This window comes from Streptococcus sp. DD10, from assembly GCF_001578805.1.
Taxonomy (GTDB): domain Bacteria; phylum Bacillota; class Bacilli; order Lactobacillales; family Streptococcaceae; genus Streptococcus.
Genome location: NZ_KQ969161.1, coordinates 37357 through 61008, shown reverse-complemented (window position 1 = coordinate 61008; position 23652 = coordinate 37357). Strand labels below are relative to the sequence as shown.

Below are 23652 nucleotides of genomic sequence, written 5' to 3'. Positions count from 1 at the left end.
ATAATGCTCTAGGGCAAGTGCTCCTTGCTAAACGCATGGGTAAAAACAAGATCATTGCAGAAACAGGAGCTGGTCAACACGGAGTTGCAACTGCAACTGCCGCAGCCCTCTTTAATATGGAATGTACCATCTATATGGGCGAAGAAGACGTCAAGCGTCAAGCTCTGAATGTCTTTCGGATGGAATTGTTGGGCGCTAAAGTTGAAGCTGTCAAAGATGGATCGTGCGTGCTCAAGGATGCGGTTAACGCCGCCCTGCGTGCCTGGGTGGCTAATGTGGACGACACCCACTATATTATGGGGTCTGCCTTGGGCCCTCATCCATTCCCAGAGATTGTGCGTGACTTCCAAAGTGTGATCGGAAAAGAAGCTAAGCGCCAATTCAAAGATCAAAATGATGGAGCTCTTCCAGATGCCATTGTTGCTTGTGTGGGGGGAGGATCCAATGCTATCGGGCTTTTCCATCCGTTTGTAGAGGACACTTCTGTTGCTATGTATGGTGCAGAAGCAGCTGGTTTGGGTGTTGATACCGAGCACCATGCAGCGACTTTGACCAAGGGGTGTCCAGGAATTCTCCATGGAGCTCTCATGGATGTGCTCCAAGATGCACATGGACAAATCCTTGAAGCCTTCTCCATCTCAGCGGGGCTTGATTATCCAGGAATTGGACCAGAACACTCCTATTTTAATGACATCAAACGGGCAACGTACGTTCCTGTTACAGACCAGGAAGCTCTAGAAGCCTTCCAATTATTGTCCCGTATCGAGGGCATCATTCCCGCGCTAGAGTCCAGCCATGCTATTTCTTTTGCGGTCAAATTAGCCAAAGAATTAGGACCAGACAAGTCCATGATCGTCTGCCTCTCTGGTCGCGGAGACAAGGATGTGGTTCAAGTCAAAGACCGCTTGGAAGCAGACGCTGCAAAGAAGGGAGAAAGCCATGCCTAAGACATTAACGAACAGATTGACAGCGATTAAAGCTAGTGGTAAGGGAATTTTTGTTCCCTATATCATGGCTGGAGATCATGAAAAAGGGCTTGCAGACCTCGCAGAAACGATTCATTTTCTAGAAGACCTAGGTGTTTCAGCCATTGAAGTCGGCATTCCCTTTTCAGATCCCGTGGCGGATGGACCTGTGATCGAAGAAGCAGGCCTCCGTAGTCTAGCTCACGGGACTTCTACCGAGTCCTTGATTGAGGTTCTAAAAACCATTCAAACTGAGGTTCCTCTTGTCATTATGACCTACTTTAATCCGCTCTATCAGTATGGCATTGCGCGCTTGGTTGAAGATTTGGCAGATACAGCCGTTAAGGGCTTGATCATCCCAGACCTGCCCCATGAACATCAAAATCTTGTAGAACCCTATCTCAAGGATTCAGACATCGCTCTAATTCCCCTGGTGAGCCTGACAACAGGACTAGAACGCCAGAAAAAGCTAATCGAGGGAGCAGAGGGCTTTGTTTATGCTGTTGCGATCAACGGGGTAACTGGAAAAGCAGGCAGCTACCGTGACGACTTGGATAAGCACTTGGCAACCTTATCTGCTGCAGCTGCTATTCCGGTCTTGACAGGCTTTGGAGTCTCTAGTCAAGCCGATGTGGAACGCTTCAATGCCGTTTCAGATGGCGTCATTGTTGGTTCGAAAATTGTAAAAGCCCTCCACCAAGGAGAGCCCATTGAAGAATTTATTAAGCAAGCAGTAGCTTACCAAAAATAATCAGACAAGTAGCAAGTAAGAGGAAAGGCACGAAAGGAAGTCTTTCCTTTTTTGTTGCAGAAGAAAGGCCAGGATGCCCGTCGCAGAAGCAAACTGAATCAAGAGGAGTAATTCGGTCGCGCTAAAGACGAGCGCGCAGGAAGCTAGAAAGAGAAAGTCCCCCGCTCCCATGCGAATATCGATAACATGAGCCAAAATTCCTAGGATAAGAAAGAAAACCATGACCAGATTCCAGCTAGAAAGTGCTAGGAGAGCTAGGTGAAAGAAGCTCCAGACTAGGAGGGGATATTCCTGATGCCGAATGTCGTAAATACTCAGTGTAAGCCCTGAGGTAATGAGAACCAACTCCCCACTGCTAATGATTCCTAGACTCCAGATTAGAAAAAGAATCCCTAAGCCCAACTCAAAAAGAGCATACCAGTAAGGATAGGGTTCCTTGCAGTAGCGACAGCGAAAGCGATTGAAAAGTTGGGAGAGAATGGGAATCAAATCCCAAGCTTTTAAACGAGTCTGGCAGGAATCACAGTGACTGCTAGGAGCAATAATGGACTTCTCAGGGAAACGGTCGATGACAAGCCCCAAAAAGGAAGCGAAACTACTTCCAACAAGAAAAAATAAAACTGAATCATACTTATTTATTCGTAGAAAATCAAATAAATGCAGATACTAGATGTTTAATTGTAAAAGCATGAATATTTTTTGGAGAAATTGAATAAGTTATCAGTTGTAGATGGTATTTTCTGAAATTTTGCAACTTTTCTCATTTAAGTTAAATATCTTGACTTTATTATTTAGAATGATTATAATTAATCTATAAATAATTAATTAGAATCATTCTAGTAAAGGTTTTAGAGTTATTTATAGAGAAATCTAAAATAAATAAATGTTCATAAACAAGGAGAATAAAAAAATGACAAACGCAGCAAAAGACGTAACTGTAATGAATGCTTCAGTAGCATTAGCAAAAACAAAAGAAATACTTAACCAAGCGGTAGCGGATTTGTACGTGGCTCACGTTGCCCTTCACCAAGTTCACTGGTATATGCGCGGTACTGGATTTTTGATATGGCATCCTAAAATGGATGAATACATGGAGACGCTTGATGGTTACTTGGATGAAATCAGTGAACGCTTGATTACACTTGGTGGTACACCATACTCAAGTTTGACTGAGTTTCTTCAACATAGTGAAATTGAGGAATATGAAGGGCAATTCCATGATGTACCAGCTAGTTTGGAGCGTGTTTTGGAACTTTTTCGTTATTTGGTTGCACTCTTCCAGAAAGGTTTGGATGTGACTGATGAAGAAGGTGATGACGTTACTAATGATATCTTTGTTGGAGCAAAAGCAGAGCTAGAAAAAACAATCTGGATGTTAGCGGCTGAGCTTGGTCAAGCACCTGGTTTATAATCCTAAAATTGAGTCGAAAGGCTCTTTTTTCTTATTGATAATCCCATTTTTTTATGTTAAAATAAAAGCTATGAAAACACTTTACGATGTTCAACAATATCTCAAACGGTTTGGCATTATTGTCTATATGGGTAAAAGGCTTTATGACATTGAACTAATGAGAATTGAACTAAAGCGGATTTATGATGCTGGATTGATGGACAAATTGGAGTTTTTTGAGGCTGAAGGTGTACTTCGGCGAGAATATAAAATTGAGTTGGAACGTGAGAAATAGGAGAAAATTATGTGGGGAACGATTCTGTTATGGACGATATTATTGGCTGTTGTAGGATGGATGGGGTATAATTACTGGAGAATTCGAAAAGCAGCTAAAATCGTAGATAATGAAACGTTTGCTGGCCTTATTCGGAGTGGTCAGTTAGTGGATTTGCGTACCCCTGAAGAATTTCGCCGTAAGCATATTTTAGGAGCGCGTAATATTCAAGGGGCACAATTAAAAGACAGTCTTGCTGCTCTTCGTAAGGACAAGCCTGTCTTAATTTATGAAAATAGTCGTTCACAGTTAGTCTCAAATGCAGCACTTTTACTTCGAAAAAACGGTTATAAAGAGATCTATATCTTAGATTTTGGGATTAATGAATGGAATGGCAAAGCCAAAACTGCAAAATAAATGGTCTATCTCTCTGGATAGGCTTTTTCTATGCAAGAAAAAGATTCTTCCATGAAAACATTTACACCCAGCTCAGGTGTGATTTTTCTTTAGAACTGTGTTATAATCGTTAGGTTAGAAATAAAATTTGAATTTATAGAGGAAATCATGACGAAACTTAGAGAAGACATTCGCAATATTGCGATTATCGCCCACGTTGACCACGGGAAAACAACCCTCGTTGACGAATTGCTCAAACAATCATCAACCTTGGATGCTCGTACTGAATTGTCAGAGCGTGCAATGGACTCCAATGACCTTGAAAAAGAGCGTGGAATCACCATCCTTGCGAAAAACACTGCCGTTGCCTATAACGGAACGCGAATCAACATCATGGACACACCTGGACACGCGGACTTCGGTGGAGAAGTTGAGCGGATCATGAAAATGGTTGACGGTGTTGTTTTGGTCGTAGATGCCTACGAAGGAACCATGCCACAAACGCGTTTCGTTTTGAAAAAAGCCTTGGAGCAAGATCTTGTTCCTATCGTGGTTGTTAACAAAATCGATAAACCATCCGCACGTCCAGCAGAAGTAGTAGACGAAGTCTTGGAACTCTTCATCGAGCTTGGAGCAGATGATGACCAGCTTGATTTCCCAGTTGTATACGCATCAGCTATCAACGGAACTTCTTCCTTGTCAGATGATCCAGCTGACCAAGAAGCGACTATGGCACCAATCTTTGACACCATTATCGACCATATCCCAGCTCCAGTGGATAACTCAGATGAACCATTGCAGTTCCAAGTCTCACTCTTGGACTACAACGACTTCGTAGGACGTATCGGAATCGGTCGTGTCTTCCGTGGTACGGTGAAGGTTGGAGACCAAGTTACCCTTTCTAAACTAGATGGTACAACGAAGAATTTCCGAGTTACTAAACTTTTTGGTTTCTTTGGTTTGGAACGTCGTGAAATCCAGGAAGCCAAGGCTGGTGATTTGATTGCCGTTTCAGGGATGGAAGATATCTTTGTCGGTGAAACCATCACGCCGACAGACGCCGTTGAAGCTCTTCCAATCCTACACATCGATGAGCCAACTCTTCAAATGACCTTCTTGGTTAACAATTCACCATTTGCTGGTAAAGAAGGTAAATGGGTGACTTCTCGTAAGGTGGAAGAACGTTTGCAAGCAGAATTGCAAACAGACGTTTCCCTTCGTGTTGACCCAACTGATTCACCAGATAAATGGACTGTTTCAGGTCGTGGAGAATTGCACTTGTCAATCCTTATCGAAACTATGCGTCGTGAGGGTTATGAACTCCAAGTATCTCGTCCAGAAGTTATCGTAAAAGAAATCGATGGTGTTAAATGTGAGCCGTTTGAACGTGTTCAAATCGATACTCCAGAAGAATACCAAGGATCTGTTATCCAAAGCCTTTCTGAACGTAAGGGTGAAATGTTAGATATGATTTCAACTGGTAATGGTCAAACTCGTTTGGTCTTCCTAGTTCCAGCGCGTGGTTTGATCGGTTACTCAACTGAGTTCTTGTCAATGACTCGTGGTTACGGTATCATGAACCATACATTTGATCAATACTTGCCACTCATTCCAGGTGAAATCGGTGGTCGTCACCGTGGTGCTCTGGTTTCTATCGACGCTGGTAAGGCTACGACCTACTCTATCATGTCCATTGAAGAACGTGGTACCATCTTTGTCAACCCAGGTACTGAGGTTTACGAAGGTATGATTATCGGTGAAAACTCTCGTGAAAATGACTTGACAGTTAACATCACTAAGGCTAAACAAATGACCAACGTTCGTTCAGCTACTAAGGACCAAACAGCAGTTATTAAGACCCCTCGGATCTTGACCCTTGAAGAATCGCTTGAGTTCTTGAACGACGATGAGTACATGGAAGTAACGCCTGAATCTATCCGTTTGCGTAAACAAATCCTTAACAAAGCAGAACGTGAGAAAGCCAACAAAAAGAAAAAATCAGCGGCTACTGAATAGTTTTTTCAGTGTTCCAAAGTGTTCTGTCTTTGCTAGTCTGACATTGGAGGAGCTATGTTTTATTTAATTATCGGTATTTTGATTTTACTGTATTATATTTTTGCGGTCCCAGAAAGTATTAAACCAACCTTCCATGCTGTGACAGCTATTTTGTTACTGGTAATTTTTCTAATTTTATTGGTCTTAGCGACTTTTCGGATCTTCCAATTACCGACGGAGTATTTTATTGGAGCACTTTTACTAGGCCTAGGTTGGTTGGCCTATAAAGATTTGAAAAAAATGCCTATTCGAAAGAAAAAATCCTAAATCCATATGAAAAAGCCCTTTGTGGCTTTTTTATTTTCATAAAAATGGTAAAATAGTAGTGAGAATAAACTGGAGAGAGTCTATCAATACATGAAAAATATAAAAAAATTTGCAAATAAAAAATACTTGTTTTAGGACTTGCTAAGTCAGGTGAGTCTGCGGCTCGTTTGTTAGACAAATTGGGAGCGATAGTAACTGTAAATGACGGCAAGCCTTTCGAGGAAAATCCAGCTGCCCAAGGTTTGCTAGAAGAGGGAATTAAGGTGGTCACAGGTGGCCATCCATTGGAACTCTTGGATGAGGAATTTGCCTTTATGGTCAAAAATCCAGGAATTCCTTACAGCAATCCCATGATTGAAAAAGCCTTATCTAAGGGGATACCAGTATTGACAGAGGTGGAGTTGGCTTATTTGATTTCAGATGCGCCGATTATCGGTATCACTGGTTCAAATGGGAAAACAACCACAACGACTATGATTGGGGACGTTTTGACAGCTGCTGGTCAAGGCGGTCTCTTGTCAGGGAATATTGGCTATCCAGCTAGTCAGGTTGCTCAAACTGCGACAGACAAGAACACACTTGTCATGGAACTTTCTTCATTCCAACTCATGGGAATTCAAGAATTCCATCCAGAAATTGCAGTCATTACCAACCTTATGCCAACTCATATTGACTATCATGGTTCTTTTGAAGACTATGTGGCTGCTAAGTGGAATATCCAGAACAATATGACAGCAACTGATTTCCTTGTTTTGAATTTTAATCAGGACTTGGCAAAAGATTTGGCTACAAAAACAAAGGCTACCGTTGTGCCCTTTTCAACCCTAGAAAAGGTGGACGGCGCCTACCTAGAAGACGGGATTCTTTATTTCCGAGGCGAAGCTGTCATGGCTGCAGCTGAGATTGGTGTTCCAGGTAGCCACAATGTAGAAAATGCCCTTGCGACTATTGCAGTAGCTAAGCTTCGTGGTGTAGACAACCAAACCATCAAGGAAACTCTTTCAGCCTTTGGTGGTGTCAAACACCGTCTCCAGTTTGTGGATGAAATTGAAGGAGTCAAATTCTATAACGACAGTAAGTCAACCAATATCTTGGCTACCCAAAAAGCCTTATCTGGTTTTGACAACAGCAAGGTCATCTTGATTGCAGGTGGATTGGATCGTGGGAATGAGTTTGACGAATTGGTGCCAGACATTACCGGCCTCAAGAAGATGGTTATCCTCGGTCAGTCTGCAGAGCGTGTGAAACGAGCGGCGGAGAAGGCTGCTGTAGCTTATGTGCATGCGACAGATATTGCAGATGCGACCCGTAAAGCTTTTGCAGAAGCGCAAGCAGGAGATGTCGTTCTTCTCAGTCCTGCCAATGCTAGCTGGGATATGTATGCCAATTTTGAAGTCCGTGGTGACCTCTTTATCGACACAATTGCGGAGTTTAAAGGATAGATGAAAAAAATTGTTTTTACAGGTGGGGGAACGGTAGGACACGTAACCCTCAACCTTTTGTTAATACCTAAGTTTATCGAAGATGGTTGGCAAGTCCACTATATTGGGGATAAGAATGGGATTGAGTACCAAGAAATTTCTCGCTCTGGTCTGGATGTGACCTTTCATTCTATCGCAACTGGAAAACTTCGACGATATTTTTCTTGGCAAAATATATGGGATGTTTTCAAGGTAGCTTTCGGTATCGTCCAATCTCTTGGAATCATGCTCCGGCTGCGCCCACAGGCCCTCTTTTCAAAGGGAGGTTTCGTCTCTGTACCGCCTGTTATTGCAGCGCGCCTATCAGGAGTGCCGGTCTTTATCCATGAATCGGATCTTTCCATGGGCTTGGCTAACAAAATCGCCTATAAATTTGCGACCAAGATGTATGCGACTTTTGAGCAAACTTCAGGATTGGCAAAAGTAAAACATGTGGGAGCTGTAACTAAGGTAGCTGATAAAGGCGAGTATGATTCGCAACAAATTGAGAAAATTAAACAATACTTTGATGAAAAACTCCCAACAATTCTTTTTGTAGGAGGATCTGCTGGTGCTCGGGTCTTTAATAATTTTATCTCGGGATATCAAGACGAATTAACGAGTCGCTACAATATTATCAATTTGACAGGAGATAGTAGCCTCAATAGTTTAGAAAAAAATATTTATCGAGTAGATTATGTGACAAATCTCTATCAGCCTTTGATGCACCTAGCAGACTTAGTAGTGACGAGAGGAGGTTCAAATACTTTGTTTGAACTAGTTGCTATGAAAAAACTTCATCTGATTATTCCTTTAGGAAAAGAAGCTAGTCGTGGTGACCAACTTGAAAATGCGGCCTATTTTGAAAAAAAAGGATATGCTGCAACAATTTCTGAAGCAGATCTTTCTTTAACTTCTTTGGAAAATACGATTCAGCAACTCTTAGAAAATAAAAGAAATTATTACAGAGCCATGCAGGAAAGTCAAGAAATAAAGTCTTTAGAAGAATTTTATGAGCTTATCTTATCAGATATCAGTAAAGGAAATTAAATGGTGAAAGATAAAGAAATACCAGACGAAGTAGATGAACTATCAGGATGGCGAAAACTTCATCGGGATTATCTAGCAAAAAAAGAATTAGAAGAAAAAAAGAAAAAAGAAACAGAAGAAAAACAGAGACGGGAAAACCTAAAAACAGTTCCAAAACGTGAACGAAAAGAAGAGAAACAAGCTGAAATACTAGCTGATGAAGTTGAAGAAGAAGTCATCAGTCCCTTACAGGACATCCCATTTATGGGTGAAAAGACAGAAAAAATAAAAAAACGAAAGCAACCATTCCTCTGAAACATAAGTTAAGAGCAACGTCAGTGCTTGCCTTCTTTTTTCTCATGACGATTCTATCACTTTATTTTATCACACCACTTGGAATTCAAAAAACTATCAATGTAAAAGGGAATAATGAAGTTTCAACAAAGGATATTTTGACCTCCTCAGCTATAGGAGAAAATGATTACACCCTTACAACCTTCCTTAGCCAAAAAGCATATGAAAGAAATCTATTAGCTTCTAGCCCTTGGATAGAGGGAGTGAGTATGAGCTATCAGTTTCCGACTACCTTTACGATTCAAATAAAAGAGTATGATATCATCGCTTACGAGGTTCGTGAAGGAAAGTATTATCCAATTTTAATCAATGGAGTTGTTGTTGAAAATGCAAAAACACCAGAGGAAAAACAAAGTAAACCATTAGTTCAATTTTCAGATGCAGAGAAAATACGACAGTTTGTAGAACAGTTTATTAAGATGCCAGCTTCTTTAAAAAAAGAAATTCAATCAATTGAATTAACTCCAACAAATGCAACTAGAGATTTACTCACAGTTACGATGACGGGAGAACATAAAGTTTTAGTTCCCCTGTCCGATATAAAACGTAAATTGTCATATTATGAAACTATCCAAGCCCAACTAACTGAACCAAGTGTTGTGGATATGGAGTCAGGTATTTTTAGCTATAGTCAGTCAGCAGCAACAGCTAGTAACAATCAGCAAAATACTGAAGCAAGTACAGAAACAAATGCTGAGACTAATACGGAAGTGGGCACTATAGAAGCTGGTACGGAAACAAGTGGAGAAATGGAAGAAAAAACGGAGGATAGTAATGAAAATACTGAACAAACGACTCCGGTAGATAATCAAGAATTTGGAACATAAATTTAACAAATAAAATATGCCAAATTTTAATTTTTTGTGTTATAATAAAATTTGAATAATTATGATTTGCGATAAAATTATTGTTTTAGAATGAAACTACAGGATAGAGAGGACTGATGTGATGGCTAGAAATGGCTTTTTTACCGGTTTAGACATTGGTACAAGCACCATAAAAGTATTAGTTGCCGAGTATATTGATGGAGAAATGAACGTTATTGGTGTCAGCAATGCTAAAAGTGATGGTGTTAAAGACGGGATTATTGTAGACATTGATGCGGCTGCTGTTGCGATTAAGTCTGCCATTAGTCAAGCAGAGGAAAAAGCGGGTATCAACATTGAAAAAGTGAATGTTGGATTGCCGGCTAATTTGTTGCAAATTGAAGCGACTCAAGGGATGATTCCTGTAACTTCTAACAATAAGGAAATTACGGATGAAGATGTTGCAAATGTTGTTCGTTCGGCCTTGACGAAAAGCATGACGCCGGATCGTGAAGTGATTACATTTGTTCCAGAAGAATTTATTGTTGATGGTTTTAAAAACATTCGCGACCCTCGTGGAATGATGGGAATTCGTTTAGAAATGCGAGGGCTTTTATATACAGGACCTCGAACTATCCTTCACAACCTTAGAAAGACAGTAGAACGAGCAGGTGTTACGGTTGAAAATGTAATTATTTCTCCACTTGCTTTATCTCTTTCAGTTTTAAACGAAGGAGAGCGTGAATTTGGCTCTAGTATTGTGGATCTGGGAGGTGGCCAGACAACAGTTGCTTCTATCCGTGGACAAGAATTACAATTCACAAATATCTATCAAGAAGGTGGCGACTATGTAACAAAAGACATATCTAAAGTCTTGCGTACATCTAAAAAAATCGCAGAAGGATTGAAATTCAACTATGGTGAAGCCTTTCCATCTCTTGCTAGTGAGTCGGATACGTTTCAAGTCGAAGTGATTGGCGAGGTGGAACCAGTCGAAATCTCAGAGCGTTATTTAGCGGAAATTATTTCTGCTCGAATTAAGCATATTTTTGAACAGATTCGACAAGATTTAGAACGACGTCATCTTTTAGATTTACCTGGAGGAATTATTCTCGTTGGTGGTGGAGCGATCTTACCTGGATTAGCCGAACTAGCTAGGGAAGCTTTTGGTGTTAATGTTAAACTTTATGTTCCAAATCAAATCGGAATTCGAAATCCAGCTTTTGCTCAAGTGATTAGCCTTGCAGAATATGCTGGGAAATTAACAGAAGTTGAAATGCTAGCACAAGCAGCAGTTCGTGGGGAAGAAATTCTGCGCAATCAACCAGTTATGGACTTCAATCCAAAACCGATGAGTCAAGTGGTTTCACAACAACCTATAACACCTGTTGATACGATACCCGTTGAAAATCAAAGTACGCAGGTGGTCAATACAGAAGCAAATATGGAACCACTTCCAACTCCACCTTCTCAACCTGAGCCACCCGCTCGTCAAAAATTAGGCGATCGTGTTCGAGGGTTAATCGGAAATATGTTTGAATAAGGAGAATAAGGAAATATGACATTTTCATTTGATGCTGCTGCAGCACAAGGAGCAGTAATTAAGGTAATCGGTGTCGGTGGTGGCGGTGGTAATGCCATCAATCGTATGATTTCTGAAGGAGTTTCTGGTGTTGAGTTTATCGCAGCAAACACAGACGTGCAAGCATTGTCAAGTGCACAAGCTGAAACTGTCATTCAGTTAGGCCCTAAGTTGACTCGAGGACTTGGAGCAGGAGGCCAACCGGAAGTTGGTCGTAAAGCTGCTGAAGAGAGTGAAGAAACTTTAACAGAAGCACTATCAGGTGCAGATATGGTCTTTATAACTGCTGGTATGGGTGGAGGCTCTGGTACTGGAGCAGCACCTGTGATCGCAAGAATTGCTAAAGGTCTTGGAGCATTAACTGTTGCCGTTGTTACTCGACCATTTGGTTTTGAAGGTACAAAACGTAGTACTTATGCAATAGATGGTATTAATGAGCTACGTGAACATGTGGATACCCTCTTGATTATCTCAAATAATAATTTGCTTGAGATTGTTGATAAGAAGACTCCACTTCTTGAAGCACTTAGCGAAGCGGATAATGTCCTTCGTCAAGGAGTTCAAGGAATTACGGATTTGATTACAAGCCCAGGTTTAATTAATCTTGACTTTGCTGATGTTAAAACCGTGATGGAAAATAAAGGAAATGCTCTGATGGGGATTGGTATTGGTAGCGGAGAGGAACGAGTTGTTGAAGCAGCCCGTCGAGCTATCTACTCCCCACTTCTTGAAACAACAATTGACGGTGCAGAAGATGTGATTGTCAATGTAACAGGTGGGCTTGACATGACTTTGATAGAAGCAGAAGAAGCATCTGAAATCGTGAATCAAGCTGCAGGCCATGGAGTCAATATATGGTTGGGTACTTCAATTGATGAATCTATGAAAGATGAGATTCGTGTGACAGTCGTGGCAACAGGTGTTCGTCAAGAACGTGTGGAACAAGTATCTGGAATTCGTCAAAATCGTCCTTCACGACATGCGGAACGTCAAGAATCAACTCGTGCCAGTCAACGTGGATTTGAACGTGAATACGAGTATGATTTGCAAGAAGAAGTTGAAGTTCCTCGTCCACGTCGGGAACGTAGACAAACAACTCCGTCATCAGCTTTTGGTGATTGGGATCTTCGTCGTGATAACATTGTTCGTCAAAATGAAGGAACAAATTCTGTATCAGTTGGTCGTTATGAGGAACCAAATCAAGACGATGATGAACTTGAGACACCGCCATTTTTTAGAAATCGGTAACAGTGAATATTAAAGAGAACAAAGAGCAGATTTTTTCTGATGTGGCTAAAGCTGCATTAGGAGCACATAGAACTGTCGATGATATTACGATTATTGCAGTTACTAAATATGTGGATGTGGATACTGCTAGAAAAGTGATTGACACAGGAGTGCTCCATATTGCAGAGAATCGAGTGGACAAATTTCTTGAAAAGTATCAAGCGTTGAAAGATTCAAAGGTTAAATGGCACTTAATTGGTACCCTTCAACGAAGAAAAGTGAAAGATGTTATTAATCTTGTAGATTACTTTCATGCCCTTGATTCTCTTAAATTAGCTCAAGAAATTGATAAACGAGCTGAACACCCTATAAAGTGTTTTTTGCAAGTCAATGTATCAGGGGAACCATCTAAACATGGCTTTAATCCAAATGATTTAGACGAAGTATTACCTCGACTAGCTAATTATTCAAATCTTCGGATTATCGGTCTTATGACCATGGCGCCTATTGATGCAGATGAAAAAGAGTTGGATTTACTCTTTGAAAAAACACATCAATTACAATTACAATTAAAAGCAAAACAGTTACCAAACATGCCTTTTTCTGATTTGAGTATGGGTATGAGTCGTGATTATGCATCAGCAATACATCATGGATCAACTTTTGTCAGAATAGGAACATCATTTTTTAAGTAGGAAATAAATATGTCATTAAGAGATAGATTTGATACCATTATCAGCTATTTCACTGAAGATGACGATGCGGTAGAGGTTGAAAAAGTAAACGAAACAGCTCAGGAGAATGAATTGCCATCGGCTGTGGGGGAAGTAACTCCAAAACAAGTATCATCTACAACACCTAATCCAATCGTATCAAGTGAAACTGCTAGAAAGGCATCGCGTCCAGTGGTAGAAACAAAACAAACAGTTGTTAAAACACAACGTCATCAGATGTCAGCCCGTGTGAGTACAGAAAGTCAAGGAACTGAAAAAAATATCACACGTCTACATGCTCGTCAACAAGAATTAGCCCAGGCCCAAGGTCGTCAAACGGATAGTGAAAAAGTCATCATTGATGTTCGTTATCCAAGAAAGTATGAAGAAGCAACTGAAATTGTTGACTCATTAATTGCTAATGAAAGTATTTTGATTGACTTCCAATATATGACTGAGGTTCAAGCACGTCGTTGTTTAGATTACTTAGATGGAGCTCGATATGTGCTGGCGGGTAATTTACGTAAGGTAGCAAACACGATGTATCTATTAACGCCAATTAATGTTATTGTCAATATAGAAGATATTCGTTTGCCTGATGATACCCCAATTAGTGAATACGATTTTGATATGAAAAGACGTTAATGATGAACTTGATACTCATTTTTATACTCTATTTAATTCGAGCATATAGTTTACTATTAGTCATTTATGCTCTGTTATCTTGGTTTCCTGGGGCTTATGATTCTAAATTCGGTCAATTCGTCTTGCGGGCTGTCGAACCTTTGATTCGTCCATTCCGTCGTTTCAATCTTGTTTTAGGTGGAATTGATTGGACGGTTTGGGTGGTTATGATTGTTTTAAACCTGATAACAGATTGGATTTATAGACTGTTTTAATGGCAGATAATAAACAAATTTTTCAGCACTTTTCCCAAGAAGATAAGGACTTCATTGTTCAAATGACGGACTTACTGGAACGAGTTGAGGAGCGTTATACTTTTGAGTTGACTCGTTTTTTGAATCCTCACCAAATGAAAATCGTTGAATCCTTAGCAAATCGATATGGTTTACAGAGTTTTTCGAGTTTAGTTCTTGCTAATACAGAAATGGGTAGAATGTTATTGGCCCCGGAGTATTATCAGCTTGAAAAAACTGATTTTGATATTGCTTTGTTGGCTATTGACTACCCTAGTAAATTTCACGATTTGTCACATGGAAAAATACTAGGAACCTTACTTTATCAGCTTGGGATAGAGCGTACGGTGTTCGGTGATATTTTACTGAATCAAGATTGTGCTCAAATTTTTGTAGATGCAAAATTTGCTCAATTTTTTATAGATAATATAGAAAAAATTGGAAAAATTCCAGTTGAATTACGTCAAATTCCCTTATCTGAAAAAATTAGCGATGAAAAAAAAGTGGTGACAAAAGAAATTTTAGTTTCAAGCATGCGTTTAGATCAACTGATTAGCAATGTTTGGAAAATGTCTCGCTCAAATGCTGTAAACCTAATCACAAAAAGAATGGTGAAAGTAAATTATTCACTAAAAGTTCGAGCGGATTTTCCATTAATGCTTGAAGATTTGGTTAGTGTGAGAGGCTTTGGTCGTTTTCAATTAAAATATGATGATGGATTATCAAAGAGTGGTAAACATAAGGTAACTGTTGAAATCATAACAAGTAAGTAAGGAGACAGTATGGCACTTACGTCATTGGATATTAAAGACAAAACTTTTGGTTCCCGTATGCGTGGCTATGATAGGGAAGAAGTTGATGAATTTTTGGATATCGTAATTAATGATTATGAAGATTTAGTTCGTAGTAATCATGAGAAAGATATGCAAATCAGAAATTTAGAAGAACGCTTGACCTACTTTGACGAGATGAAAGAATCTCTCAGTCAGTCAGTAATTATTGCACAAGATACTGCAGAAAAGGTGAAAATGGCTGCAAAGACGCAGTCTGATAACATTATTCATCAATCTGAGCAAGATGCTCATCGTTTGCTTGAAGAAGCAAAGTTTCGTGCAAATGAAATTCTACGTCAAGCAACAGATAATGCGAAAAAAGTTGCAGTTGAAACAGAAGAGTTAAAAAATAAGACTCGAGTATTCCACCAACGATTGAAATCAACAATTGAGAGTCAATTAGCCATTGTAGAATCATCGGATTGGGAAGAAATTCTGCGACCAACTGCTACTTATCTTGAAACTTCTGATACTACTTTTAAAGAAGTAGTTTCAGAAGTGCTAGGAGAAGAAATTCTTCATACAGAAGAAGAAGCAGTTGACATGACTCGTCAATTTTCTCCAGAAGAGATGGCAGAATTGCAACGAAGGATTGATGAAGCTAATCGAGAACTTTTAGAAACGCAAGCATTTGAAAATCTAGCACAAGATGTAAATGCTGCATTGAATAACGAATCGGATCAACAAGATTCGCAAGCAGATTCTACTATAACAATAGAACCAACCTCAGAACCAACCTCTGGTAAAGAATCAGTTAGTATTTTATAATAAAGTGAGAATACGAGCCATTTAGTATATTTCTAGCGAGTAGGTGTCGGTGAAAGATCTACAATCTCTATTAAATGGTTTATCATCTCAGTTCATCAAGTCCGAATAAAGTAAGATTTGACGGTAGTCCCGTTATCGACAGATTAAGGAGAGGAATGTTCCTCTTGAATAAAGGTGGTACCACGATTTTCGTCCTTTTTGGAAGTCGTGGTTTTTAATTTGTTATTATTTATAAAGGAGATACTATGAAACTCAAAGATACCCTTAACCTTGGGAAAACAGCTTTCCCAATGCGTGCAGGCCTTCCTACAAAAGAGCCAGTTTGGCAAAAAGAATGGGAAGATGCAAAACTTTATCAACGTCGTCAAGAATTGAACCAAGGGAAACCGCATTTCACCTTGCATGATGGTCCTCCATACGCGAACGGAAATATCCACGTTGGACACGCTATGAACAAGATTTCTAAAGATATCATTGTTCGTTCAAAATCTATGTCAGGATTTTATGCACCCTATATCCCAGGTTGGGATACACATGGTCTGCCAATCGAGCAAGTTTTGGCAAAACAAGGTGTCAAACGTAAAGAAATGGACCTGGTTGAGTACTTGAAACTTTGCCGTGAGTATGCTCTTTCTCAAGTAGATAAACAACGTGAAGATTTCAAACGTTTGGGTGTTTCTGGTGACTGGGAAAATCCATATGTGACTTTGACTCCTGATTATGAAGCAGCTCAAATCCGTGTCTTCGGTGAAATGGCTAATAAGGGTTATATCTACCGTGGTGCCAAGCCAGTTTACTGGTCTTGGTCATCTGAGTCTGCCCTTGCAGAAGCGGAAATTGAGTACCATGATTTGCTTTCAACTTCCCTTTACTATGCTAACCGCGTCAAAGATGGAAAAGGCGTTCTAGATACGGATACTTATATTGTCGTATGGACTACTACACCATTTACTATCACAGCATCTCGTGGTTTGACAGTTGGAGCAGATATTGATTATGTATTGGTACAACCTGCTGGTGAAGCTCGTAAGTTTGTGGTTGCTTCAGAATTGTTGATTAGTTTGTCTGAAAAATTTGGCTGGGCGGATGTTCAAGTCTTGGCGACCTGCCGTGGTCAAGAATTGAACCAAATCGTGACAGCTCACCCATGGGATACAGCTGTAGATGAGTTGGTGATCCTTGGTGACCACGTTACGACTGACTCTGGTACTGGTATCGTCCATACAGCCCCTGGTTTTGGTGAGGACGACTACAATGTTGGTATTGCTAATGGTCTTGAAGTTGCTGTAACAGTCAATGAACGTGGAATCATGATGGAAAATGCTGGTCCTGATTTTGCAGGTCAGTTCTACGATAAGGTTGTTCCAACTGTTATCGAGAAACTTGGAGACCTCCTCCTTGCTCAAGAGGAAATCTCTCACTCATACCCATTTGACTGGCGTACGAAAAAACCAATCATCTGGCGTGCAGTACCACAATGGTTTGCCTCTGTATCTAAATTCCGTCAAGAAATCTTGGACGAAATTGAAAAAGTGAAGTTTCACTCAGAATGGGGGAAAGTGCGTCTTTACAACATGATTCGTGACCGTGGCGACTGGGTCATCTCTCGTCAACGTGCTTGGGGTGTTCCCCTTCCTATCTTCTATGCTGAAGATGGTACGCCAATCATGACAGCTGAAACCATTGAGCACGTGGCTCAACTCTTTGAGGAACACGGTTCTATCATCTGGTGGGAACGTGATGCTAAGAACCTCTTGCCAGAAGGATTTACGCATCCAGGTTCACCAAATGGCGAGTTCAAGAAAGAAACAGATATCATGGACGTATGGTTCGACTCAGGTTCATCATGGAATGGAGTAGTGGTCAACCGTCCAGAACTCAAATACCCAGCAGACCTTTACCTTGAAGGTTCTGACCAATACCGTGGTTGGTTTAACTCATCACTTATTACATCTGTTGCTAACCATGGCGTAGCGCCATACAAACAAATCTTGTCACAAGGTTTTGCCCTTGATGGTAAAGGTGAGAAGATGTCTAAATCTCTTGGAAATACCATTGCTCCAAGCGATGTTGAAAAACAATTTGGGGCGGAAATCTTGCGTCTCTGGGTAACAAGTGTGGACTCAAGTAACGACGTACGTATCTCTATGGATATCTTGAGCCAAGTCTCTGAAACTTACCGTAAGATCCGTAATACCCTTCGTTTCTTGATTGCTAACACATCTGACTTTAACCCGGCTCAAGATGCAGTAGTTTACGATGAGCTTCGTTCTGTTGACAAGTACATGACCATTCGCTTTAACCAGCTCGTGAAGACCATTCGTGATGCCTATGCTGACTTTGAATTCTTGACAATTTACAAGGCCTTGGTGAACTTTATCAACGTTGATTTGTCAGCCTTTTACCTTGATTTTGCCAAAGATGTTGTCTACATCGAAGGTGCCAAATCACTTGAACGTCGTCAAATGCAGACTGTCTTCTATGACATCCTTGTCAAAATAACCAAACTCTTGACACCAATCCTTCCTCACACTGCGGAGGAAATCTGGTCATATCTTGAGTTTGAAGAAGAAGAATTTGTTCAATTGTCAGAATTGCCAGAAGCAGAGTCATTTGCTAATCAAGAAGAAATCTTGGATACATGGTCAGCCTTCATGGACTTCCGTGGACAAGCTCAAAAAGCCTTGGAAGAAACTCGTAATGCAAAAGTTATCGGGAAATCGCTTGAAGCACACATGACAGTTTATCCAAATGAAGTGGTGAAAACTCTACTCGAAGCAGTAAACAGCAATGTAGCACAACTCTTGATTGTTTCTGAGTTGACTATCGCTGAAGGACCAGCTCCAGAAGCTGCTGTCAGCTTCGAAGATGTAGCCTTCACAGTTGAACGCGCTGCAGGTGAAGTTTGTGACCGTTGCCGTCGCATCGATCCAACAACGGCTGAACGCCACTACCATGCAACTATCTGTGATCACTGTGCAAGCATCGTTGAAGAAAACTTTGCAGACGCAGTTGCAGAAGGATTTGAAGAAAAATAAATTTTTTTAGAAAGGGTGAGTTGAGTATTTACGACCCTTTCAGATTTATTAATTGTAAAACCCACATCAGAAAAAACTGATGTGGGTTTTTGGTTCATTGTTAACTATAGAGAGATGAAAAAAAGAATGATTCTGTGGGAAATAGAGGTGCTTTAAAGTCATTTGAAATTCAAGTCGTACTAGTGGAAAGCTTTCACCTACACTAGTTCTCCCATAATAGCTTTTGCGTGAATACTGCTGTAACAATTGTAGATTTAAAAATAGTTAAATTAGTACACCATTTATCAATATCCTACCTTGGATGGATGACTCTTTTTGATAAAACTGCTACAATAAGAGTATAGAAAGAGTTCGTTATGAGAAAAATTCAATTTTTTATTTTTGTGGAAGCTATGCTTCTAACGATGGCAGTGATTAGTATTTTAGCTGAAAGTTTTTCACGCTTTATTTTATTAGCCGTTTTAGTTTTACTTCTCATTTATTATTATTTTGGTAAGCAACGAGGCAATTTCCTATTGGTAACTGCTAGTATATTATTTTTCTTGATTATCATTGGAAATCCCTACGTCATTGCTTCTTTATTATTTGCGGTTGTTTATGGGTTGATTGTAGCGTCTCCTTATTTTTATAAAGAGAATAAAGAAACTATTTTGATTTTTAATCAAGATGTCGAAGCAAACCAAGAACGGAACCGATGGTTAGGAGACTTGCATCACTTTCATCGGGATTTTTGTCAGTTTGAAGATATCAACTTACATCGTTTTTATGGTAAGGATACTATCCATTTGGAGAATGTCATTATCAGTAATCATGATAATGTGATTCTTGTGCGTAAATTCTTTGGAGATACCAAAATTGTTGTACCTGTTGATATTGCTATCAGTTTGCAGGCAAATAGTTTATATGGGGATTTGTACTTTATGGATGAAGAACATCATAAATTACGTAATGAAAGTATTTCTCTGACTAGTTCTGATTACCAAAAGGCAAATAGAAGTGTCAAAATTGTCTTATCAACCTTGGTAGGAAGTATCGAGGTAGTTAGAAAATGAAGAGAAAATATTTATTCTTACTATTTTTCTATTCTAGTCTTGTCTTAGGGATGATAGTTTATTACCTATTTACCTTATTTGACATTTCTTGGCAACAGTTGATTGTAGATTTTAATCGTCTACAACGTTTTATCTTTTTTATCCTAACTTTATCGTTTGGTTTAATGCTTTTCTTAGTGATTCTGATTAAATTAATAGAATTTACTACTACAATAAGTATTCAGCGTAATCTTAAGGCGATTATAGAAGGAAAAGATTTGCAGAAACTTCCACAAGAAGAACTCAATAGCGATTTGAAGCGGATTTCTGAAAAACTTACTTCATTGACAGAAAGTTTACAAAAATCAGAAAATCAAGAGCTCCACCGAGAGGAAGAAATCGTAGAAAAAGAGCGTAACCGAATTGCTAGAGATTTACATGATACGGTTAGTCAAGAGCTTTTTGCAGCCAATTTAATTTTGTCTGGTGTCGAGGGACAGATTGAAGAACTTCAAACAGAGCAGTTAAAGAGCCAAATAAGAGGTGTATCAGATATTTTAGAAACTGCTCAAAAAGATTTGCGGGTATTACTTTTACATTTGAGACCAACAGAGTTAGAAGGAAGAAGTTTAGTGGCTGGTTTTCAAGTTCTAGTCAATGAACTGAGGGATAAAAGTAATATGGAGGTTGTTTTTGAACACCAGGTTCAGTCTTTACCTAAACAAATTGAGGAGCATATTTTTAGAATAGCTCAGGAGATTATCAGCAATACCCTGAGACATGCTAAAGCGAACCGTTTGGATATTTTCCTGATTCAAAGGCAACACGAGTTACAGTTAAAAATGACAGATAATGGAGTTGGTTTTAACGTAGAGCAAGCAACTGAGATGAGCTATGGTTTGAAAAATATTAAAGACAGAGTTTTAGATATGGCTGGGAGTGTAAAAATATTAACAGCTCCTAAAAAAGGGGTAGCGATTGATATTCGAGTTCCCCTTCTTGATTAGAAATGAAATGAGAAATAAAAATGAAAATTTTACTTGTAGATGATCATGAAATGGTTCGATTAGGCTTAAAATCCTACTTAAATTTGCAACCGGATATGGAAGTGGTAGCAGAGGCAAGCAATGGTATTGAAGGGGTAGAGTTAGCTCTAAAGCTACGACCAGACGTAATCATTATGGATATTGTTATGCCGGAGATGACGGGAATAGAGGCTACTTTAGCAATCTTAAAAGAGTGGAAGAGTGCCAAAATTATTATTCTAACCTCTTACTTAGATAATGAGAAAATATATCCTGTTTTGGATGCTGGGGCTAAAGGCTATCTGCTGAAAACATCTGCTGCTCATGAGATTGTGAAAGCTATTCATAAGGTGGAAAAGGGAGAATTAGCGATTGAGACAGAGGTGGATGAACGAATTCAGCATCACCGAAATCACGTGGAGCTCCATGATGACTTAACAGCTCGCGAGCGTGATGTACTGGCTCTGATTGCGAGAGGATATGAAAATCAGCGAATAGCTGATGAACTGTTTATTTCTTTAAAAACGGTAAAAACACATGTATCAAATATATTAGGGAAACTTCAAGTCAGTGATCGAACACAAGCCGTTGTTTATGCATTTCGTCATCATTTGGTCTCCCAGGATGATCAGTAAGGTAGACTAGTAAGTGCTCTTTGAGTTTAGGTATCGCGAGTTTAAAATGTGTTTAGTATTCGACAATGAATCCTTATAACAGTTTAGCCTAATATCAGTTGGCTACAACACTACTTTCTTTGATATGGTAGATGGTTTTCGTTTGTTTTTTGGACTTTAAACAGAACCTAATGAAAGAACCAAGATTTCTCTTATAGAGAGTCTTAAGTCGTTTCCAAGTTTATGTGAACTGTATGTCAATTAAGTTTATCTCGATGACAAGGATCTGCTTTCCCACTCACCCTTTTTTATCAAAAATGTGGTATAATGAGAAGGTATGTCGAGGAGAAGGAGGGAGTTATGGACGCAAAATTACGTTACAAGGCTAAAAAAATTAAGATCGTTTTTTTTGACATTGATGATACCCTTCGTGTCAAGGATACGGGCTATATTCCAGCATCAATCCAATCTGTTTTTCAGCAATTAAGAGCACGAGGAATCTTAACAGGGATTGCTTCTGGTAGAGGAATTTTTGGCGTGGTTCCTGAGATTCGTAACTTAAAACCAGATTTTTTTGTGACCTTAAACGGGGCTTATGTAGAAGATAAAAATGGAAACGTCATTTATCAAAACTGTATTTCACGTAAACAGGTAGAAGATTATATTTCTTGGACCAAGGAAGTAGGAATCGACTATGGTTTGGTAGGAAGTCATCATGCGGCCCTATCTGTTCGAACCCCCACGATTAGTAATACAATAGATGTAGTCTATCCAGATTTACCAGTGAATCCAGAGTTTTTCCTAGAAGAGGACATCTACCAAATGTGGACATTTGAAGAACAAGGAGATCAGTTGGTCTTACCAGATAGTCTTAAAGAGAGTCTTCGGATGGTTCGTTGGCATCCCCATTCATCTGATGTGGTTCCAGTAAATGGTTCAAAAGCTAGAGGAGTTGAACAAATTGTCGAGTATTTAGGACTTAAGCCTGAGAATGTTCTTGTGTTTGGAGATGAACTGAATGACCTTGAACTGTTTGATTATGCTGGTATCAGTATCGCCATGGGATTATCACATGAAAAAGTCAAAGAAAAAGCAGATTACATCACAAAAACAGTAGAAGAAGATGGCATTTTTTATGCCTTAGAAGGATTAGGAATGGTAGAAAAAGAACGAAACTTTCCACAAACAGATATTGAAAATACAGTAGGTCCAGTTGCTTTGATTCAAACGAATCATGGTGATTTAAAAATTAAACTCTTCCCAGAGCAAGCACCAAAAACGGTAGCAAACTTTATTGCCTTATCCAAAGATGGTTATTATGATGGTGTGATTTTTCACCGTATTATTAAAGATTTCATGATTCAAGGTGGAGATCCAACTGGTACTGGTATGGGTGGAGAATCAATTTATGGAGAATCTTTTGAGGACGAATTTTCAGAAGAACTCTATAATATTCGTGGAGCCTTGTCTATGGCAAATGCTGGACCTAATACAAACGGTAGTCAATTCTTTATTGTGCAGAATCAAAATCTCCCCTATTCTAAGAAAGAAATTACCCGTGGTGGTTGGCCGGAAGCTATTGCCGAAATTTATGCAAATGAAGGCGGAACTCCACATTTGGATCGCAGACATACAGTTTTCGGTCAATTGATGGATGAAGCTTCTTATAAGGTTTTAGATGAGATTGCTTATGTAGAAACTGGAACTATGGATAAACCACTTGAGGATGTTGTAATAGAAACCATTAAAATTGAGGATTAAGCTAGATGAAGATTGGAGATAAAATCCAAGGAAAAATCACGGGACTTCAACCGTATGGAGCCTTTGTTGAGCTGGAAACAGGAGCTACAGGTTTGATCCATATCTCAGAAATCCGAACGGGTTTTATAGATGATATTCATGATTTCTTAAAAATTGGTCAGAACGTACTGGTTCAGGTGATGGACTATGACGAATTTACAGGGAAAGCAAGCCTGTCTATGCGTACCTTGGAAGAGGAAAAACATCATTTTCCTAAGCGCCATCGTTTTTCAAATAGTCGTCACAAGTTTGGTTTTGCTCCTTTAGCTAAAGCAATGCCTCAATGGATTCGTGAAAGTAAACAATTTTTACAGGCAAATAAAAACACTAAATAATCGCTTTTTAAAAGATAAATTG

At 39.5% G+C, this 23652-nt stretch carries 22 protein-coding genes and 3 pseudogenes; 24 read left to right on the top strand and 1 reads right to left on the bottom strand.

All coding sequences use genetic code 11. From position 1 onward, the window contains the following. Together trpB and trpA are read left to right on the top strand one after the other, a co-directional pair. A partial coding sequence (gene trpB, locus STRDD10_RS06715; RefSeq protein WP_231853386.1) for a tryptophan synthase subunit beta occupies window positions 1-947 on the top strand: 947 nt, incomplete at its 5' end. Beyond that, complete coding sequence (gene trpA / locus STRDD10_RS06710) at window positions 940-1716, top strand: tryptophan synthase subunit alpha (protein WP_067194180.1); 777 nt, start codon at window positions 940-942, stop codon at window positions 1714-1716. The genes trpB and trpA, both read left to right, overlap by 8 nt. Here the strand turns inward: trpA and STRDD10_RS06705 are convergent. Continuing rightward, a pseudogene (locus STRDD10_RS06705) lies at window positions 1688-2298 on the bottom strand (prepilin peptidase). The gene trpA and the pseudogene STRDD10_RS06705 sit on opposite strands and share 29 nt — an antisense overlap. 328 nt (window positions 2299-2626) lie before the next feature. On the opposite strand from STRDD10_RS06705, the gene STRDD10_RS06700 reads away from it, so the two are divergent. The 22 genes and pseudogenes from STRDD10_RS06700 to STRDD10_RS06595 all read left to right on the top strand — a co-directional run bounded on the left by STRDD10_RS06700 (window position 2627) and on the right by STRDD10_RS06595 (window position 23630). Beyond that, the gene (locus STRDD10_RS06700; protein ID WP_197458314.1) at window positions 2627-3127 is read left to right on the top strand and encodes a Dps family protein; all 501 of its coding nucleotides are present in this window, start codon (window positions 2627-2629) and stop codon (window positions 3125-3127) included. 70 nt (window positions 3128-3197) lie between these two features. Next, window positions 3198-3401: a YqgQ family protein gene (locus STRDD10_RS06695; RefSeq protein WP_067194446.1), complete on the top strand. Its 204-nt coding sequence runs from the start codon at window positions 3198-3200 to the stop codon at window positions 3399-3401. A gap of 9 nt (window positions 3402-3410) precedes the next feature. Next, the gene (locus STRDD10_RS06690; protein ID WP_067194171.1) at window positions 3411-3797 is read left to right on the top strand and encodes a rhodanese-like domain-containing protein; all 387 of its coding nucleotides are present in this window, start codon (window positions 3411-3413) and stop codon (window positions 3795-3797) included. A gap of 147 nt (window positions 3798-3944) precedes the next feature. Continuing rightward, window positions 3945-5792, top strand: coding sequence for a translational GTPase TypA (typA, locus tag STRDD10_RS06685; RefSeq protein ID WP_067194168.1), 1848 nt, complete (start codon window positions 3945-3947; stop codon window positions 5790-5792). Between the two features lie 54 nt (window positions 5793-5846). Beyond that, window positions 5847-6098: a DUF3165 family protein gene (locus tag STRDD10_RS06680; RefSeq protein ID WP_067194166.1), complete on the top strand. Its 252-nt coding sequence runs from the start codon at window positions 5847-5849 to the stop codon at window positions 6096-6098. Window positions 6099-6188: 90 nt separating this feature from the next. Further along, window positions 6189-7540: pseudogene (gene murD, locus STRDD10_RS06675) on the top strand (UDP-N-acetylmuramoyl-L-alanine--D-glutamate ligase). Then, entirely contained in the window at window positions 7541-8608 is a 1068-nt protein-coding gene (locus STRDD10_RS06670; protein WP_067194161.1) for a UDP-N-acetylglucosamine--N-acetylmuramyl-(pentapeptide) pyrophosphoryl-undecaprenol N-acetylglucosamine transferase, read from the top strand. After that, entirely contained in the window at window positions 8609-8902 is a 294-nt protein-coding gene (locus tag STRDD10_RS06665) for a hypothetical protein (protein ID WP_067194159.1), read from the top strand. Between the two features lie 23 nt (window positions 8903-8925). Beyond that, window positions 8926-9768, top strand: a complete 843-nt coding sequence (locus STRDD10_RS06660; protein WP_067194156.1) for a cell division protein FtsQ/DivIB — start codon at window positions 8926-8928, stop codon at window positions 9766-9768. 121 nt (window positions 9769-9889) lie between these two features. Continuing rightward, window positions 9890-11290, top strand: coding sequence for a cell division protein FtsA (gene ftsA / locus STRDD10_RS06655; RefSeq protein WP_067194155.1), 1401 nt, complete (start codon window positions 9890-9892; stop codon window positions 11288-11290). 15 nt (window positions 11291-11305) lie between these two features. After that, window positions 11306-12289 (top strand): annotated as a pseudogene (gene ftsZ / locus STRDD10_RS06650) (cell division protein FtsZ); the annotation flags it as partial. A 290-nt stretch (window positions 12290-12579) separates the two neighbouring features. After that, window positions 12580-13251, top strand: coding sequence for a YggS family pyridoxal phosphate-dependent enzyme (locus STRDD10_RS06645; protein WP_067194147.1), 672 nt, complete (start codon window positions 12580-12582; stop codon window positions 13249-13251). 9 nt (window positions 13252-13260) lie between these two features. Continuing rightward, on the top strand, window positions 13261-13914 hold the full coding sequence (locus tag STRDD10_RS06640; protein WP_067194145.1) for a cell division protein SepF: 654 nt from the start codon (window positions 13261-13263) through the stop codon (window positions 13912-13914). Further along, window positions 13914-14168 carry a YggT family protein gene (locus STRDD10_RS06635; protein WP_067194143.1) on the top strand — a complete coding sequence of 85 codons (255 nt, stop codon included), beginning with the start codon at window positions 13914-13916 and terminating at the stop codon, window positions 14166-14168. Before STRDD10_RS06640 ends, STRDD10_RS06635 begins: the two co-directional genes overlap by 1 nt. Further along, window positions 14168-14959, top strand: coding sequence for a YlmH family RNA-binding protein (locus tag STRDD10_RS06630; protein WP_067194141.1), 792 nt, complete (start codon window positions 14168-14170; stop codon window positions 14957-14959). Before STRDD10_RS06635 ends, STRDD10_RS06630 begins: the two co-directional genes overlap by 1 nt. 9 nt (window positions 14960-14968) lie before the next feature. Further along, window positions 14969-15787: a DivIVA domain-containing protein gene (locus STRDD10_RS06625; RefSeq protein WP_067194139.1), complete on the top strand. Its 819-nt coding sequence runs from the start codon at window positions 14969-14971 to the stop codon at window positions 15785-15787. Between the two features lie 245 nt (window positions 15788-16032). Next, window positions 16033-18825, top strand: coding sequence for an isoleucine--tRNA ligase (gene ileS, locus STRDD10_RS06620; protein ID WP_067194137.1), 2793 nt, complete (start codon window positions 16033-16035; stop codon window positions 18823-18825). A 356-nt stretch (window positions 18826-19181) separates the two neighbouring features. Beyond that, window positions 19182-19877: a cell wall-active antibiotics response protein LiaF gene (gene liaF, locus STRDD10_RS06615; protein ID WP_067194136.1), complete on the top strand. Its 696-nt coding sequence runs from the start codon at window positions 19182-19184 to the stop codon at window positions 19875-19877. Beyond that, window positions 19874-20863 (top strand): envelope stress sensor histidine kinase LiaS, encoded by a 990-nt coding sequence (locus STRDD10_RS06610; RefSeq protein ID WP_067194135.1) that lies wholly within the window; start codon window positions 19874-19876, stop codon window positions 20861-20863. The genes liaF and STRDD10_RS06610 overlap by 4 nt, the downstream gene beginning before the upstream one ends. A 20-nt stretch (window positions 20864-20883) precedes the next feature. Then, the gene (locus STRDD10_RS06605) at window positions 20884-21516 is read left to right on the top strand and encodes a response regulator transcription factor (RefSeq protein ID WP_067194134.1); all 633 of its coding nucleotides are present in this window, start codon (window positions 20884-20886) and stop codon (window positions 21514-21516) included. A gap of 339 nt (window positions 21517-21855) precedes the next feature. After that, window positions 21856-23256, top strand: coding sequence for a bifunctional Cof-type HAD-IIB family hydrolase/peptidylprolyl isomerase (locus STRDD10_RS06600; protein WP_067194133.1), 1401 nt, complete (start codon window positions 21856-21858; stop codon window positions 23254-23256). A gap of 5 nt (window positions 23257-23261) precedes the next feature. Next, window positions 23262-23630 (top strand): S1 RNA-binding domain-containing protein, encoded by a 369-nt coding sequence (locus STRDD10_RS06595; RefSeq protein WP_067194131.1) that lies wholly within the window; start codon window positions 23262-23264, stop codon window positions 23628-23630. Window positions 23631-23652 lie beyond the last annotated feature (22 nt).